The sequence below is a fragment of the Prosthecobacter vanneervenii genome (assembly GCF_014203095.1).
Lineage (GTDB): Bacteria > Verrucomicrobiota > Verrucomicrobiia > Verrucomicrobiales > Verrucomicrobiaceae > Prosthecobacter > Prosthecobacter vanneervenii.
In genome coordinates this window covers 300663-317034 of record NZ_JACHIG010000002.1, presented here as the reverse complement: position 1 = coordinate 317034, position 16372 = coordinate 300663, and the positions used below count along the sequence as shown (strand labels likewise).

Sequence of the window (16372 nt, the reverse complement as noted above, 5' to 3'; positions counted from 1 at the left end):
CCTGCAGAGCGGGCGCGCAGTATGCGGCAGGCGGCGTGTTTCTGAGAAACGGCAACCCAGGTGGGGGATGAAGGAAACCGGTTACTTCTTCGCCTTCGCCGCGATGGCCTTGTAGTAGTTCTCAATCGCGGCGCGGTATTCCGGCGCTGCTTCCGAGCGGGTGGCTTCGGTGAGGTCTTCGGCCATTTTCTGCGGAAGGTGGCCCCAGTCTCCTTTGGTCAGGACCATGATCTGTCCCAGGGTGCCGTCCTGCAGCTGGGTGGCCTGGTTGCCACCTTCGGCAGACTGGGCCTGGGTGTTTTGGCCCTGCTGCTTCTGATTCTGCGCCTGCTGCTGGGAGGGCTTCTGGCCGGGGGCCTGGCCCTGATTGCGTGCGTCTGCCATGCTCTGCTGCTGCGCCTGCTGGGCATTGCTCAGGCTCTGCTGGGCATTCTGCTGGCCACCTTGTTGTTGCTGCTGCTGCTGTTGCTGGCCGTTTTGAGATGGCTGCTGGCTGCCCTGAGCAGGGTGGAGCTGGGCATCGAGCTGGTCCAGCGCCTGAGCCAGCATCTGGCCCTGAAGTTGTTCCAGAGGAGAGGCCAGCATGGGGGGAGAGGTCTGGCTGGCGGTGGCCTCGGCGGCTTTGGCGGCCTGGGCTGCATTCGCCTGGCTTTGCTGCGCAGCCTGGGGATTGGGCACTGGATTGGCCTGCATGGCCTCGGCTTTCTGTCCTGCCTCCTGAAGCTGGGCGCTGGCCTGTGCGACCTTCTGCGCAGCGGCCTTGTCTCCCAGACGCTCCTGATGGCGGGAGACGCGGGCGAGATCGTTGGCGGCCTGCTTTTGCGCCATGCCGTTCTGCACGGCCTGCTGGGTTTCCTTGGCCACAGCCTGCTCGGCCATCTGCGCGGTGTTCTTCGCCGTTTCTGCCAGGGCTTTCTGCATGGCCTGGTTTTTGGGCAGTTCTTTTTCCAGGGCCTCAAGCACGGCCTGCGGGTTCTGCGTGGCGTCCTTGGCCATCTCCGCCAGCTCCTGGGCGCGCTGGTAGGCTTCGTCCAGTGGCTCCTGCACGCCCAGCTCCTGCTCCATCTTCTGCATGGCGGCCTGTTCGGCGTCGGTGAGCTGCTGGCCGTCTTCGATCTTCTTCATGTTCTGAGCCAGCTGCTCCAGTGCCTGCGCTGTCTGCTGCTGGGCATTGGCGGCAGACTGCAGGGCCTGCTGCTGGGGCTGGCTCTGCGTGGCCTGCGCGGCCTGCTTGAGATTTTGAGAAATCTGCGGCGCCTTCTGCTGCATCTGAGCCAGGGCCACGTCTGCCGTGCGGGACATCTGAGACTCGTTCTGTTTGGCGAGGTTCGCCGCATTGGCCTCCTGACGCAGAGCGGCCTGCAGGGAGGCCATTTTCTCGGCGTTTTCCGCAGCTTCCGGGCGGAGTTCCTGAGCCTTGGCTGCCACTTCGGCCACGGGCTTTTCAGCCTTGGCATCGTTTGCGGCGGTCTGGGTGTCCTGCTGGGTCTGTTTCAGATCTTCAGCCACACGTTTCATCATGTCGCTGACGCCGGGGGTCAGTGCGGCAAGCTGCGCACGTGCGGCATCGATCTGCGGCTGAAGCTGTGCGGTGAGCTGGTTGGCCTTCTGGCTGGCGTCTGCGGTGGCTTGCTGGGAGGGCTGGGTATTGAGCTGCTGACCGGCCTGCATCTGGGAGGCTTCACGGGCCAGGTTCTTGCTCTGCTCGGCGGCATTGCGGGAGGAATCGCTGGCCTGCTGCGCGGTCTGGCGCAGGAGGTTGGCGGCCTCAGGATCTTTCTGCTGAAGGGCCTCTGCAAGGCGGGCGCGATTGATCTTCTCAGGCACCTGCTGCAGGGCCTGGGCGGCGGCGCGGGATTGCGCGGCTGTTTCAGCAAAGTCCTGCTGGTTTTGCGGGCGGCTGGCTCCTGCCTGTGCAGATTCCAGTGCCTGGGCGGCGTCCTGCACTGCTGCGTCGGCATCCAGCACGCGTGCGGCCTGTTCCAGCTCGGCGGCCTGATCTTTGAGGGCGGCCACAGCCTTGGTGGCAGGGGAGGGCGGGCCATTGCTGCGGCGTGTTTTGTCCGCCTCTTCCTGTGTGGGAAGCGGAATGCCTTCAGCGGCTCCGGCCTGGCGTGCCAGCTCTCCCACGGCGCGGCTGGCGCGGTTCATGTCCAGTGCTGCCTGGGTGTTGGACGCCTGATTTTGCTCACGCAGCTCAGCCTGATCCTGAAGCTGACGGGAGGCCTCAGTGAGCTGCTTCTCGGCGCTCTTGAGCGGTGTGAGGCCGTCGTTGTCGTTTTTCTTCTTATGCTTTGGGTCGCGCGTGGCGTTTTCGGCCTCGGCGAGGTAGTAGCGGGCTTTGACGACCTTGGCTAACGCAGGGTTTTCCTGGCGCAGGAGGTTTTCGCGTTTCTGCTGGGCCTCATTGGCGGTCTGCTCGGCGATGTTGCGTGTGGTGTCTGCAGCCTGCTGGAGGCGATTGCGCAGATTGTCAGAGGCACCATAGAGATGCTCGGGGCTCTTGGTTTGTTCCGGCTTGTCCAGGCTGGAGGCCAGATCAGCGGCGGATTCCGTCACCTTCTTATCCAGATCTTGGAATTGATTGCGGTAGCGGCCTTTCTGCGTCTCTCCCAGTTTCTCAAGATCCTTTTGCAGCGTCTTGGACTGCGCCATCAGCGCGCGCTGCTGCTCCTGCCACTTGGGGCGCTGCTCGGCATCACGGTTGGCCTGCAGGGAGGTCTCGGTGAGCATGCGCGACTGGCGCTGCAGCTGCTGCGACTCCTGCGCGGCGATGCGTGCGCTGTCCTCGGCGGCAAAGGCGCGCAGGGCATCGGCGATGGTGGCTGCGGCACCCTGCGCCTCACTGGCGGCACGCTTGAGCTGGTCGGTGTTTTCGATCTCGTCAGAGGTCAGCTTTTCAAGGTCGGCCACGTTTTCGCGGCGGAGCTGGGAGAGCTTTTGTCCCACGGCCTGGGCCTCGGCGGTGTCGAGCTGATTGGGCGCATCTCGGGAAGCCTCCTTCAGTGCGTTCCAGAGGTCATCGGCCTGGGTTTTGACCTGGTCGAATTTTTCCTGCGCGCTGGCCAGTGCGCTGGCGGCTTCGTCCTGGGCCTTGTCGGGATTCTTGCGGGCGTTGCGTTCAGACTTGCGCACTTTGTCCAGCGCCTGTCGCAGGTCGCGGGCCTGCTCTTCGAGGCGGTCTGCCTTCAGGGCCAGGCGGCGCTGGCTCTCTGCCCATGCACGCTGGCGGGGATCCACCGTCTGCTCCAGAATGAGCACGCGCACCGGGGTGGACTCGGCCTTTTGTCCCTTGAGATCAGTGACGACGAGTTTGAGCAGCAGTGCGTCTCCGGGCTTCACGCCCAGCGGAGCCAGCGGCAGCAGCGCCTGTACCGGAGATTCCTTCACGGCTTTCTCCACAGGCAGATCACGCTCGGTCCAGTCGGCGCCATTGATGGCGTGGGAGAGCTGCACCGTGGCGAGGCCCACATCGTCGGTCACAAGGCCGCTCAGTCGCACGGCTTCATCTGGCAGCAGCTCGATCTGCTCCATCGGGTCATTGATCTGCGCCGTGGGCGGCAGGTCCGGAATGGTGGAGATGCGCCAGGGCGTGCTCTCCTCATTCGTAAAGCCGGTCTCTTCAGACTTCAGTGCGATCTGCCAGGAGCTGTGCGTGGGCTGCACCACCAGTTCGGTGGAGAGCTGGCCGTCCGCAGCAGCGGTGGTGGGCAGCGTCTTTTTTTCCGGCAGGTCAGGATTTAAAATGATGTCGCTGCGCGTTACCGGCTGGTTCGTCTTGAGCGTCAGCTTGATGGTGGAGCCGTCCAGTGCCTCCAAGTCTCCCTGGTCCGCCGTGATTTTAGTTTCCTTCCAGCCGGAGTAGGCGGGCGGGATGATGGTTTTGGTAAACTCCACCACACGTGGTCGTGCACGCGCACTCAGGCTGCGCCAGGGAGAGATGGCATCGGCCACATGCACACGGTAGCGCACGTCGGTCTGCCCCACGGGAATCACCCCCTCAAAGCGTGCGGTGCCTACGGCGGAGAGTTCGGTGCGGCGGGCTTTGGAGCCCTCCACCTGAAACTCCAGCGTGGCCTGCGGCGGCTGCGGGCCTTCCGTCTCGATGACGAGCGGGACCTCTGACCCGATGGGAGCCAGCGCGTGGGCCTTCAGCGGTTCCACGATGCGGATCTGCACGGAGGCTGGGCGCTCCAGATTGGCAAAGGGCAGCGCCGCACGCGCCATAAAGCCGGCAAGGTGCAGTCCCGGCACCAGGCACAGCAGCAGGATCACACCCACCGCAGCACCAGCCCCGATGAACCATGGGCGCAGCGCACGGGCGGGCAGACGTGCATCCCAGTCGATCCCCTCCAGCGCCGCAGCCACATCATTCTGCAGTTTTTCACGAAACTCCGTCGAGTCCTGCACTCCCGCACCACCATTGGGTGAGGCCAGCTCCACGGCAGCCAGCAGGCGCTCGCGCAGCGCCGGTTCGACGGCCTCGATCAGCCTTGCGGCACCCTCTTTCCCGCGCCCCTCGGCGATGAAGCGCCATGCCACACGCCACGCCGCATAGGCAGCACCGCCATAGCTGATCAGGGTGATCCATGGCCTCAGCACATCCGGCATGAACCACGCCCGGTCCAGCAGGGCGATCAAGGTGAATGCGGCCAGGGCCAGTGCTGCGGCGCAGAGCAGAGCGCGGCACTGCAGCAGCTTTTGACGACGCAGGCGGAAACGCTCCAGGGCTTCGTGCGTGGCGGGACGGAGGGCAAGATTCATGCAGGGGGAAGGGGAGCTTAACGTGGTGTCGCGGGCGTTCTTTTCTGAAGCGCAGGGTGGAGGCGGATGTCAGGGGTGAAAAGAGGGAACTGCAAAAGCCCCAAAAAGCACGCCTGAGCCAGTTTCTCCAGCCTGCAGCAGCAGAGAGCGCACCATTCTCCGACCCAGAAAATCCCGGTGGCCATTGATTTGCTTCGAATCGAAAAGAGGCTTCTCCCATCTCATACCTTGCGTAACAGAGTCAAGCCATGAGCACCGCCCTCCAGCCCACCCTTTGGCAGCCCCCGTCTGCCTCGGCAGCCGGCGCTCAGGCGCTGCGCCTGATCTGCCTGGCGCTCAGCCTCCTCGCCAGCGGCTGCGCCACCTACGGCCCGGAGCGTCCCGGGGAGAAAGTCTACCGCGATGTCCTATTTGCCGCGCCGGACGGTCATAAGCTACGCATGGACCTCTACATCCCACGATCAGACCGCCCTGTGCCCGTAGTTTTGTGGATGTTCGGGGGCTGCTGGCGCTTTGGCAGCAAGGGCTACCACGTCAATGTGCGGGACCTCACCAGCTGCGGTATCGCCGTGGCGTCCATTCAGTACCGCATGAGCAATCAGGCTGTGTATCCCGCTCAGCTTCACGACTGCGAGGCCGCTGCCCAGTGGCTGCGCGATCACGGTGCCGAATACGGCATCGACGCCACCCGCATGGGCGCCAGCGGCGAATCCTCCGGCGGGCAGCTTGCCGCCATGCTCGCTGCTCAGGAGGGAAAGCAGCGCATCCGCGCCGTCTGCATGCTCTATGCTCCCACAGACATGGTCGAGCTCGCCCGCATCCACGCCAAACGCCACGGCCTCAGTCTTGTCGATCAACTCTTCGGCGGCCGTGTCGAGGACAAGCTGGAGCTCGCCACCCAGGCCAGCCCCATCCACCACATCGGCCCCTCCACGCCGCCCACTCTCATCATTCACGGCCAGTTCGACGGCGTTGTCCCCATCCATCAGAGCGAGCGCTACCATATCGCCCTCGCCGAAGCCGGCATCGAAACCATCTTCCTCGTCGCCCCCGAAAAGCACCACTGGTTCCGCCTCGAAAACGATCTCTTCGCCGAAGTCTCCGTCTTTTTTCAGCGGCATTTGAAGAGGTGATGCCGTGCTTGACTTCAGGCTGCTTTTTTGGAAACCCATCACGATGGTTTCAAAGCTGTGAGCAGGCAAATTTGACTTCATCAACAAACCATGTGGACCCCCGCCAAGATTGAAACACGTAAGGTAAAGCTCGATTTGAGTGCTTCGGGACAGTTGGGCTGCAAGGTTAGGCAGGTGCTCTGTGATGATGTGATTATCTGCAATGCAACTGATCACATTGAGTGGACGGACCACTCTCTGTTGGAGGTTGAACTTTGCGAGGTGTGTCTTTTCAAGGGCTGCAGTATGGGTGGGTGCGTTGCTTTGCGCCGGGCTGCTGACCGCGTCCTTTTCATTCCAGCTTTTGAGGCCATGCTCAAAGGGGATGAGGTGGTTCGTGAATATGCGCCACCAGGTTGGATGATGAAGCATGGGCCACTTTCTTTGTCACAGGCTGATTGGGGAGTGATTGAGTTAGCTTCTTCCGGAGCTCCTTCGTACGGGTCGTTGACTCAAATATCCACATCGGAGATGCTGCGGTTGTTCCACTTTCTGGCTCCGCGGGACTTTTTGCGCGACTACCTTTCTCCCGCGTTTGCCAGATGGGATTTGATTCTGGCTACGAGTGGCCGTGATTCGGTCGCTGACATAGCTTATCTTAAAAGACTGTTCTCCGAGCCAGCCGTTTTCACCGGTCATTCGTTTTGCACGCCAGATCCCGGCAGTTCCACAGTCTCTGTCTTCTTGGATTTCCTGTCCATTCACGAGTGGCGCGTATTCAGTGCCGAGGACAAGCCTGCAGTTCGCCTTTCTGAGGATCTGTATTTTCGCCCTTGGCCTTAAGGCATGAAGCTTGATTGGCTTCAATAGCTCAGCTGCTTGGAGTGCTTCACAAGAACGTTCCAAGCAGCAAACGCTTCATCCGCTCCGCCAGCATTCTCGTTTTCGAGAATAACACCACTCTCAAAAAACTTACTTTCTGTGGAGTATGATTTGGCATAAATATCATTTTATCTGATCTGAATCAGAAGCCCGAAACCGGATTCGTTGTGGAAAGTCCAGAATCAACACCTCCAGCACCGTTGCCAGCCGCTCTGGGCCAGCCGTCTTTGCCTCAGGCAGAGGGGTTAAACCCATTTGCGGAGGACGTCTGTGCCGGCCCCTATGGGGTGGAGGAAAACCGCAGCGTTCCGGGCCTAAATGCAGACATCCTCGGCCAGCTCACGGCCACCATCGACGAGCGCCAGAAAAGCGTGGGTCGGGCGGGGGGGCAGCCCCTGCTGCTCCTCACGGCTCCGCGTGCCGGGTATGGGAAAACGCATCTCCTTGGCCGTCTGGCGGCCGCAGCCCACGGGCAGGTCGTTCTTGTACCGCTCGCCTTCCGTCTCGAGGATGAGATTGGCATCTCCGCCGTCGCTGTTCGTGGACTGGAGTCCATGGCGCGTGCCGAGATGCCTCGCACCGACTGGTGCAAGCTCCGCGAGGCCTGCGCCGGTGTTTGCGCGGTGCTCGTGCGCCGGCTCATCGAAAACGGCACGCTCCCCTGCGCCAATCCTGATCAGGCCCTTCGCGTGCTCGCAGGAGATCCCGTCGAGATCTTTGACCCCAAAGGCTCCGCCCGCCTCATCGGAGACTGGGTGCGCCGCTTTGAGGCCCAGTTGCGCAAGCCCATGACCGAGCAGGCCATGCGCCGCGTCCCTGCCATCCCGGCTGCGCTGGAGCAGTGGGTCGATGCCATGCTCAACTACGCCCTCGACGGCGGCATGAGCCACGTGGCCGTGCTCCGCGCTCTGGCCGCCGATGAGAAAAACGAAGGCCCCGTCACCTGGCTGCGCCTCCTCGGCCTCTGGCGTCCCGTGGTCCTCCTCGTCGATCACCTCGACGCATACTATCGCAACCCCGAGGCAGGTCTCCGCATCGCCTCCCTCCTCTTGGATATGTCAGAGATGGACGGCGTGCACGTCGTCCTCAGTCTCAATCAAGACGTGTGGCAGGCCACCTTTGGCCACCATCTGCCCAGCGCCATGGAGGACCGCCTCACCACCGGCCAGATGCTCCTGCGTGGCATTCATGAAACCGAAGCCGCCGCCCTGCTGCGCCTGCGCCTTCAGCACGCGTTTGTATCAGAGGATCAGGCACGCGAGTTCACCGCCTTTGTCGATGTAAAGCGCTACTTCATGGGCCGCCCGCTGGGCTCGGTATCTGCCCGCAGCTTCCTGCGCCATGCCGCCAAGCAGTGGGACTTTTTCCAGCAGACGCTCTCAGGCACCTCTTCGTTGCCTCCCCCCATGTCGCCACGCCCCGTGTCCGATGAGCCGGGCGTGCTCCCGCTGATGAAGGATGAGGTGGATGAAAATTCACTGCAAAAGCCTGCGCACAGCGGAGACGTGATGATCTTCGACTCCGGCACCTCCGCTCAGATGAAGCGCATGGCCGAAGGGCTCGCTGAGCCCCGCCCCGCGCTGCCTCAGCAGGATGAAGCCCCTCTGCTGCCGCCTTCCCCATCCGCCATCAATGGCAACGGACACGGGGCTCACCATTTCCCCAAGCCCCCGCCACCTCCTGCTGCTCCGGCCAGCACACTGTCTGCGCCCGAGGATGAAGAGACTACACCGACCAGTCCGGGGGAGGTCAGCTCACAGTTTTCTCCCAGCTCAGCCGGGGCCTTTGAAAGTCTGCGCGAGATGCTCGGAAAGCTCCGCCAGCCCAGCACCACACCGCCCGCAGCGGCCGGAAACGGCGGCCATGTGGTGGCCGAGCGCCTGGCGGGTGTGATGAAATCCACCCCGCCACCGCCTTCTGCTCCAGCCGCCACACCTGCAGTGCTGCCTGCGCCATCGGTTGTCAAAACGCCCGACCAGGTCGAGCGCGAAGTGCTGCTCGGCCGCTACGAGGCGCTGCGTCTGCAGATGGCTGCGGAGGCCACTAGCCTGCCGCTCGACTACACCAAGCTCGCCGACCTCATCCGCCTCGCTGGCCGCCGCTTCCCCCTCGTCCGCTTCAGCGAGCACGAGCTTCCAGGAATGACAGGCCGCTTTGCCATGTGCTGGTCCCTGCAAGGCCTGGAGATCGTCTTTGGTCTGGCCAATTTTGCTGATGGCTCCTACTGGCGTACTCTGGCAGGCTTTGCCGCTGGCCGCCTCACTGAGCTCAGCCAGGATGCGCAAAATGCAGGCGTCACCGCCCCGCGCCTGAAGATCACCACCTTCAAGACCGAGCGCGAGCAGCAGAGCTGGGACATCCTCCAGCACAGCGCCGCCTTCCCCGAGGCCCTCCGCCCTCACGTGGACCCCATCCACCTCGACCCTCAGAGCGTCGCCTCCCTCTACGCCATGCAGCGCATCATCAAGGAGGCCGAAACCGGCGCCCTCCAGGTCACCCCCACCCAGGTGATGAGCGTCCTCGCCCGCGAGCTCGACTTCTTCTGGAAGCGCGTCACCCGCGCAGCGTGATGCATCTCTACAGCGCACCGCGAATGCGCCAGCAAAGTGGTCCGCACAGTCCTCTGTGCGGCACGCAAGCTCCCTGACGCACGAGCTTTCATCCACCTGCGCAGAATCCAAAGCTCATCATGCTGCAGCAGGATAGCCCCTCGCCGCGTGCACACCCCAAACCTCAAAACCTCTTGTGGCTCCCGTCACAGTTCGGCATCCGCTGCGAATGCCCGCAGATGCAGTCATGCGGTCCCTTCCCAGCGAGAATGCGCGCACGGCAGGCCTCGATGCGCGAGCACCGAGTCGCAGCCTGCTTGGCTCCGTTAAAGTGCAGCAGATACGCCCGCCTGCGCCCTGGAGTCAGCGCGGCAAAGGCCTTCTTGAGTTCACCGCTTTCCTCCAGCTTCTGCTTCAGCTCCTCCGGCACCGGCTCCGTCGTCGTTCTGGGTGCAGGCTTCAGTCCGGCATCTTCAGCCGCTTTTGCCTCCTCAATGAAGGTCCGGATCTCCGTCTCCAGCGCTTCGATCTCCCGCACGCTGGTAAACTTGATCAGCCTCCCATCCTGACTGTTCTCGCCGGGCTTTTGCAGCAGGCCGCGCGGGTCCTTCAGCAGCGATCCCTGGCAAAACATCAGCGCACAGCTTTCCTTGAAGCCGTGGATGAGGATCAGATTCGTGCCTGCATGCGTGTAGCATGGCTTGCGCCACTTCCACTCTTCCGTCAGCCCCATGCTCAACACGATGCGCCTCAGCACTGTCAGCTCAGGCTTCCAGCGTGACTCGTTTGAGATGTAGGCATCGACCTCGGGGTGCATGGATGAAGCAGTGAATGTCAGGCACACTGCACGACATTCACTGCATTACATCCTAAATCACGGTTTGTTCTTTTTGCCTGCATCCTTCTTCGGCGTGTCCTTGCTCTTCACCTCCTCTTTGCCATCCTCCGCAGTCACCGGCGTGCGGATCTGAAACTGCGTCTCCTTGCCCAGGTTCTTTGTCAGCGTGGTGGGGTATTCCCACGCAGGCTTGTCAGCCGAGTAGAGCACCACACGGCTGCGCATCGCGGCCATGGCCACCGCCTGCGGGATGTCCAGATACTTCAGCACATTCAGCAGGGCAGGGCCCGGAGCTTTCGGATCGCCGCCCACCGTGCCATTGTGCGTCAGCGGCATGTCATGCAGATCCAGCCGCTTGATCTTCTCTTCAAAGAGAGAGGCATACACAGCGTCCACCGCCATGTCCCGGTGCGCCTGGATCCACAGCGGCGTCTCCTCAAAGCCCGGGATCGCCCGGAAGGCCTGCAGCGTGCGGCGGATGTCCCACACACGCATCCCGTCCAGCGTCTGCCCCAGCAGGTAAAAGCGCCGCAGCCTCTGCGTCTGTGCCTTCTCGCTGCCAGTCCACTCCGTGGGGCCCACGCCACGCGGGCAGATGTAGGCCATGCCCCACCTAAAATTCGTAAACATCTTCTTCTCCTGCTCAAAGGCCGCATCGTCCTTCGGGCTGCCGGGAAAAACCTCGATCAGCTTGCCAAAGCGGGAGTGGTAGGCCGCGCAGAACTCATCCCAGCCATCCTTGTCCAGCACATTCAGCGCCACCAGTTCCAGATCCTGCGGCCGCAGCCCGTCGCGGTGCACCAAATAGAGCCGCAGCCGGTAGGGCGACTGGCTCTCAAAATCATACGCCGTCACCCGCACGCCATCCACTTCCGCACTGCCTTCCTTCTGCGGATTCACCGACGCGATCTCTGCGGGCCATCCGCCAAACACCTTCTCTTTCAGGCTCTGCATCCATGCCTCATTCTGCTTCGCCCATTCGTCACCGCTCGTCGCAGGCGCAGGTGCTTTCGCCATCGGCACAAACGTTTCGTCGATCTTCGTGTTCCGCTCATCCTTCGGCAGCTCGGTAAAGACACGCAGCGCCTCGGGCTCGATGTGCTTCTTGGCGCCTTCATCCAGCACCGCCATCGGGTCCGCGCCCTTCAGATGACGCTCAAACCAGTGGAAGGCCCCGATGTTCAGCGGCTGCAGGTCCTTGTGCGGCCCCTCCGCCACCTGCAGGCCCAGGTTTCCCTCCTTGCCCAGCAGTGAATAGATCCGCCTCACGTTCTGGTAGATGCGGAACACCCCGTCGATGGGGAAGATGCTGTCCTTGTCCGTGTTCACGATCAGCAGCGGGCGTGGGGCCGCCAGCGCCACCATCCGCTCAAAGTTCCAGCGGTACGTGTTCACAAAGAACATGCAGTCGCAGTGCCCCTCCACGCAGCCGTCGATCACCTGGTTCTGCATGTCCGTCACACCCGCCGTCGGTGCGCTCGCCTTGATCCTCTCGTCCAGCGCCGTGATCCACCATGAGTAGGCACCACCGCCGCTGCGACCCGTCACGCCAAAGCGCGTCTTGTCCACCTCGGGGCGTGTCTCCAGGTAGTCCAGCGCGCGGATGCAGCTCCACGCCTCCAGCCCGGCCGGCGTGTATCCACGGGAAAACCACCACCAGCGCCCCTTGCTGTAGGTGCCGTGGTGCTCCCCGCGGATCTCACCCAGCTGCACCGTGTCGATGATCAGGCACACATACCCATGCCGCGCATACCACTCCCCGTGGTGCTCATAGCCCGTCTTGTTGCCATAGCTCACGCCGTTCTTCACCACATTCGCGTGGCCGCACACATACAGGATCGTGGGCAGCGGCTTCTCCACCTTCTCGGGGCGGTAGAGATTGGCCGTCACATAAAGTCCCGGCATCGACTGGTAGTGCATCTTTTCCACCACAAAGCCGTCACCCTTCACCTCGCCGGTCTTGTTGGCCTGCAGCGGCGTTTTCTCCGGCAGCGGGTCCAGTCCCAGCATTTCAAAGAGTTCGCGCCGGTACTCCGGTGCTTTGCTCTCCCAGTCCGCCGCCGTTTCGATCTGCGCCAGCCCGTTCTCCGCTGTGATCTCCCGCGTTTGCCCCGCCATATAGCGTTCGATCAGGCGGTTTCCCGGCGTGTCAGGCGTCTTTTCCGGATAAGGAGAGGCCGCCAGCAGTGCGGAGGACAGCAGACCGAGACAGAAGAGCAGGGGAGGGCGCATGAGGAAAGAGGCTGGGATCACACCCAAAACGCGCCGCCATGGCAAGACTGATCCGACTTTCCCCACACAGATCAAAAAGAATGAAGAAAAACGTAAAACATTGGTTGCATAAAAACGGAATCGTCTATATTCGCGGCCCCTGTTTTCAGCACCTGCTCGGGTGGCGGAATTGGTATACGCGCAAGACTAAGGATCTTGTGCCGAAAGGCTTAAGGGTTCGAGTCCCTTCCCGAGCACCACTCTTTGAAGTACAAAGAGTCATCAAAGGTGGCACAAGCACTTCAGCATCATTCGCAGTTGGTATTGCTGCACGCACGTTGTTGGAAAAGTCTGTGGCACTTCCAGGCTCCGGGTGGAATGAATGACGCAGCGTCTCCAGTGTCTTTGAACTGGTTGCCCGTGATTCATCAGCCGCCCCCTCTCACTCGTGAAGCCCAAGAAAAAGAAAGCCATGCCAACAAAGCTCCGCCGCTTTGTCATGAGCATCCTCATCATCGCCGCTGCCACCCTCGGCTGGAGCTGGGTGCAGAAAAATCAGCGCGGTGGCATCACAATGGGCCTCAGCCAGGCTTGCACGCTCCAGAATGCCTGCATCGTGTACTCTCGCCGCAATCAAGAAACCTTTCCTGACTCCTTGGAGGAGCTGGTCGGCACCCAGGTGATCTCTCAGGAGGAGTTCGCCGAGCTCACCCAGGACATAAAGTGGCGCTACTTTGGCAAAGGCCGCAAAAGCACCGACCCCGACTTCGTCATCGCCATGTCCGCAGAGCCGATTTTGAACAACGTCACCGGCACCAAGACCTACCTCAAGATCCACTCCCATGTCGGCGTCACCATGGAGGAAAACGCCTCCATCGAGGAAGCCATGCCCCCGGTGAAATGACGCCAGGCCCCGGGCACCATAGTGGTCCGCACAACGCGAAGCCAGCCGAAGGCAATCCTCTGTGCGGCTCGCAAGCACGCTGACTAACGAGTCATCATCCGCCTCGCAGCATCCTTGGCTCTTCCTCAGATTGAATCGTGTAATACCACGCACAGCTGAAAACGGGTCTCATGGGTGGAAGCCAGTATTTCATGCGCCCAGCCAGCGCTCTGGCGGAGAGGGATGGTCCCGATCCCTCACGCTCCCGCATCGCCCTGCATTCTCGCGCCTCCACAAAGCCGAGCCTCCCGCATCATCCAGCGCCATCGCACATCCGCGAACACGCTGCAGGTGAGGGGATCAAGATGATCCCCCTCCGTCAGCTCGTGCCTCCACCTTTAGACCCGTTTTTAACTGATCGTGGTGTAATGCCAAGATTGATTGAAAAAGGTCCGTTCACTTTTGCCCCAATCACTCCGCTGCACACCAGCCCCAAAGGGGCTGAGTATTTGAGCCCAGGGTCAGCCGAGCCTCAGCGAGGCAGACCCTGGGTATGTACGCACAATCCGGGAAGCAAACCCACAGTTCTCTTCTACACCGCGCTCTCCAGTAGCGTCTCATCGTCGCGCCGCCGCTGACTTGCGTTCGCCCTCAGCCTTTCCTCAAATCATCACGCAGTCCAGAAAGTCCGCCACAAACTCGTTCTTCGGGTTCTCCCTCAGCTGCCGTGGCGATCCCACCTGCTGGATGTCTCCCTCATGCAGCACCACCACGCGGTCGGCCAGCTCAAAGGCCTCGTCCTGGTCATGCGTCACAAAGAGGGTCGTCACCTTCGTCTCATCATGAAACTGCCGCAGCCACTTGCGCAGCGTCTTGCGCACCTTGGCGTCCAGCGCGCCAAACGGCTCGTCCAGCAGCAGCACCTGCGGCTCCACGGCCAGGGCACGGGCCAGTGCTACGCGCTGCTTCTGCCCGCCGCTCAGCTGTGAGGGGTAGCGGTCGCCATAGCCTTCCAGCGCGATTCGCCGCAGCAGCTCCGTCACTGTTTTGTCGATGTCCTCCCTCTCCGGCCGCGTGGCCCGTGGCATCACCTTCAGGCCAAAGGCGATGTTCTCCGCCACCGTCATGTGGTTGAAGAGCGCGTAGTTTTGAAAAACAAAGCCCGCCTTGCGCTCATACGCGCTGTGGTTTGTCACCTCCTTGCCATGAAACTGGATGCTGCCCTCTCCTGGGTCGGCAAACTCCAGCCCGGCAATGATGCGCAGCAGCGTGGTCTTGCCGCTGCCGCTCGGGCCCAGCAGCGCCACCAGCTCCCCGGTGTTCACTTCGAGATCGACGTTTTTCAGGGCTTGGAAACTGCCAAAAGTTTTTGAGATGTGGTGAATGTGGATGCTCATGCTGCTCCTCGTTGGGTGGTCGTCAGAGTTTTCAAAATCAGGGTCACCAGTGCCAGCAGCGCCAGCACGGAGGCCACGGCAAAGGCCGGCACAAACTGGTATTCATTGTACAGCACCTCGATGTGCAGCGGCACGGTGTTCGTCTTGTTGCGGATGTGGCCGCTCACCACCGACACCGCGCCAAACTCTCCCATGCTGCGCGCATTGCACAGGATGATGCCGTACAGCAGCCCCCATTTGATCTTTGGCAGCGTCACGCGCCAGAACATCTGCCAGCCGTTCGCTCCCAGCGTCATCGCCGCCTCTTCTTCAGCCTGCCCCTGCGCCTCCATCTGCGGCGCCAGCACGCGTGCCACAAAGGTGAAGGTCACAAAGATCGTGCTCAGCACGATCCCCGGCAGCGCAAAGATGATCTTGATCCCATGCTCCTTCAGCGAGGGGCCAAACAAGCCCTGCGCTCCAAACAGCAGCACATACACCATGCCCGCGATCACCGGGGAAACCCACAGCGGCAGCTCGATCAGCGAGCTCAGCAGCCGTCTGCCCTGGAAACGGAAGCGCGAGAGGCACCACGCCGCCGCCAGTCCAAACAGTGTGTTCAGCGGCACCGTGATCGCCGCAACCTTCAGCGTCAGCCAGATCGCGTGCGTCGTGGCCCGGTCGTCAAACGCCTCGGCAAATCCCTCCCAGCCTTTGCGAAAGGCCTCCTGGAAAATGATGATCAGCGGCAGCACAAACATCAGCCCCATGAACCCCACCGCCATCCCGATGATCAGGATGCGTGAGGTCAGGGAGTCCGCCGTCGCCTTGCGTGGGCGTGCAGCGTGAGTGGGTGCTAGGTCAATAATGGCAGGCATGGATAAAAATCGAAAAATAGAGAATCAAAGAGCCCTCATCCTCACACTCTTCCCGTCCGCTTCTTGCTCCACTGCGTCAGCAGGTTGGACGTCAGCAGAATGAGGAAGGACGCGGCCAGCATCACGACACCGATCGTGGCCGCCCCTGAGTAGTCGTACTCCTCCAGCCGCATCGTGATCAGCAGCGGCGCGATCTCTGTTTTAAACGGCAGGTTGCCGGAGATGAACACCACGCTGCCGTATTCCCCCACCGCACGGCCAAAGGCCAGCGTCGTGCCCGCCAGCGTAGAGGGCAGCAGGGCAGGGAAGACCACCCGCGTCAGCGTCTGCCAGCGGTTCGCTCCCAGGCAGGCGGCGGCTTCTTCTACATCCATGGACAGATCCGCAATCACCGGCTGCAGCGTGCGCACCACAAAGGGGAAGCCCACAAACGCCAGCGCTATCGTGATGCCCAGCGGCGCATAAGCGGCCTTGATCTCATGCTTCGCCAGCCAGGCTCCGATCCAGCCGTTCGGCGCATACAGCGTCACCAGTGCGATGCCCGCCACCGCCGTCGGCAGCGCAAAAGGCAGGTCCACCATCGCATCCAGCAGGCGGCGGCCGGGAAAGCTGTAGCGCTCCAGCGCCCAGGCTGTGATCAGGCCAAAGACTGCATTGACCAGTGCCGCCGCAAAGGACGCCCCAAAGCTCAGCTTCAGAGACGCCAGCACGCGTGCCTGCGTCAGCGTGGAGATCATGTGGTCCCACCCGCCGCTGGTAGCCTTCCACAAAAGCATGGAGAGCGGAAACAGCACAAGGAGGCTTAAATAAGTGATGGTGAAGCCGAGCGAAAGCCTGAAGCCCGGCAGCACATGCCGTGGAGATGACATGAGGGGCGTG

9 protein-coding genes, 1 tRNA gene and 1 pseudogene are annotated in these 16372 nt (G+C 62.0%); 5 read left to right on the top strand and 6 right to left on the bottom strand.

Annotated features, from left to right (window positions below; all coding sequences use genetic code 11):
- Positions 1-81: 81 nt before the first annotated feature.
- Complete coding sequence (locus tag HNQ65_RS06565) at positions 82-4764, bottom strand: hypothetical protein (protein ID WP_184338697.1); 4683 nt, start codon at positions 4762-4764, stop codon at positions 82-84.
- A gap of 248 nt (positions 4765-5012) precedes the next feature.
- Between HNQ65_RS06565 and HNQ65_RS06560 the strand changes: the two genes are divergently transcribed.
- The 3 genes from HNQ65_RS06560 to HNQ65_RS06550 all read left to right on the top strand — a co-directional run bounded on the left by HNQ65_RS06560 (position 5013) and on the right by HNQ65_RS06550 (position 9328).
- Entirely contained in the window at positions 5013-5897 is an 885-nt protein-coding gene (locus tag HNQ65_RS06560; RefSeq protein WP_184338696.1) for an alpha/beta hydrolase, read from the top strand.
- 90 nt (positions 5898-5987) lie between these two features.
- Positions 5988-6719, top strand: a complete 732-nt coding sequence (locus HNQ65_RS06555; RefSeq protein WP_184338695.1) for a hypothetical protein — start codon at positions 5988-5990, stop codon at positions 6717-6719.
- A gap of 239 nt (positions 6720-6958) precedes the next feature.
- Complete coding sequence (locus HNQ65_RS06550; protein ID WP_184338694.1) at positions 6959-9328, top strand: hypothetical protein; 2370 nt, start codon at positions 6959-6961, stop codon at positions 9326-9328.
- Positions 9329-9491: 163 nt separating this feature from the next.
- On the opposite strand, the gene HNQ65_RS06545 is transcribed toward HNQ65_RS06550, so the two are convergent.
- Positions 9492-10124, bottom strand: a complete 633-nt coding sequence (locus HNQ65_RS06545; protein ID WP_184338693.1) for a DUF1801 domain-containing protein — start codon at positions 10122-10124, stop codon at positions 9492-9494.
- Between the two features lie 57 nt (positions 10125-10181).
- Positions 10182-12377: an alpha/beta hydrolase family protein gene (locus HNQ65_RS06540; RefSeq protein WP_221306059.1), complete on the bottom strand. Its 2196-nt coding sequence runs from the start codon at positions 12375-12377 to the stop codon at positions 10182-10184.
- A 154-nt stretch (positions 12378-12531) separates the two neighbouring features.
- On the opposite strand from HNQ65_RS06540, the gene HNQ65_RS06535 reads away from it, so the two are divergent.
- Both HNQ65_RS06535 and HNQ65_RS06530 read left to right on the top strand, forming a co-directional pair.
- Positions 12532-12616: transfer RNA gene (locus tag HNQ65_RS06535), tRNA-Leu, on the top strand.
- A gap of 188 nt (positions 12617-12804) precedes the next feature.
- Positions 12805-13260 (top strand): hypothetical protein, encoded by a 456-nt coding sequence (locus HNQ65_RS06530; RefSeq protein ID WP_221306058.1) that lies wholly within the window; start codon positions 12805-12807, stop codon positions 13258-13260.
- Between the two features lie 659 nt (positions 13261-13919).
- Here HNQ65_RS06530 and HNQ65_RS06525 read toward each other — a convergent pair.
- From HNQ65_RS06525 to cysT, 3 genes and pseudogenes are all read right to left on the bottom strand, one after another.
- Positions 13920-14636 (bottom strand): annotated as a pseudogene (locus tag HNQ65_RS06525) (sulfate/molybdate ABC transporter ATP-binding protein); the annotation flags it as partial.
- Positions 14633-15493 carry a sulfate ABC transporter permease subunit CysW gene (cysW, locus tag HNQ65_RS06520; protein ID WP_184338690.1) on the bottom strand — a complete coding sequence of 287 codons (861 nt, stop codon included), beginning with the start codon at positions 15491-15493 and terminating at the stop codon, positions 14633-14635. The pseudogene HNQ65_RS06525 and the gene cysW, both read right to left, overlap by 4 nt.
- A gap of 41 nt (positions 15494-15534) precedes the next feature.
- A complete protein-coding gene (cysT, locus tag HNQ65_RS06515) occupies positions 15535-16362 on the bottom strand; it encodes a sulfate ABC transporter permease subunit CysT (RefSeq protein WP_184338689.1) in 828 nt (275 codons plus the stop codon).
- Between the last annotated feature and the right edge of the window lie 10 nt (positions 16363-16372).

Coding starts and splice junctions, on each gene's coding strand:
- cysW (WP_184338690.1), bottom strand. CDS start 15,493: ATGCCTGCCATTATTGACCTAGCACCCACTCACGCTGCACGCCCACGC.
- cysT (WP_184338689.1), bottom strand. CDS start 16,362: ATGTCATCTCCACGGCATGTGCTGCCGGGCTTCAGGCTTTCGCTCGGC.
- HNQ65_RS06540 (WP_221306059.1), bottom strand. CDS start 12,377: ATGCGCCCTCCCCTGCTCTTCTGTCTCGGTCTGCTGTCCTCCGCACTG.
- HNQ65_RS06555 (WP_184338695.1), top strand. CDS start 5,988: ATGTGGACCCCCGCCAAGATTGAAACACGTAAGGTAAAGCTCGATTTG.
- HNQ65_RS06545 (WP_184338693.1), bottom strand. CDS start 10,124: ATGCACCCCGAGGTCGATGCCTACATCTCAAACGAGTCACGCTGGAAG.
- HNQ65_RS06565 (WP_184338697.1), bottom strand. CDS start 4,764: ATGAATCTTGCCCTCCGTCCCGCCACGCACGAAGCCCTGGAGCGTTTC.
- HNQ65_RS06560 (WP_184338696.1), top strand. CDS start 5,013: ATGAGCACCGCCCTCCAGCCCACCCTTTGGCAGCCCCCGTCTGCCTCG.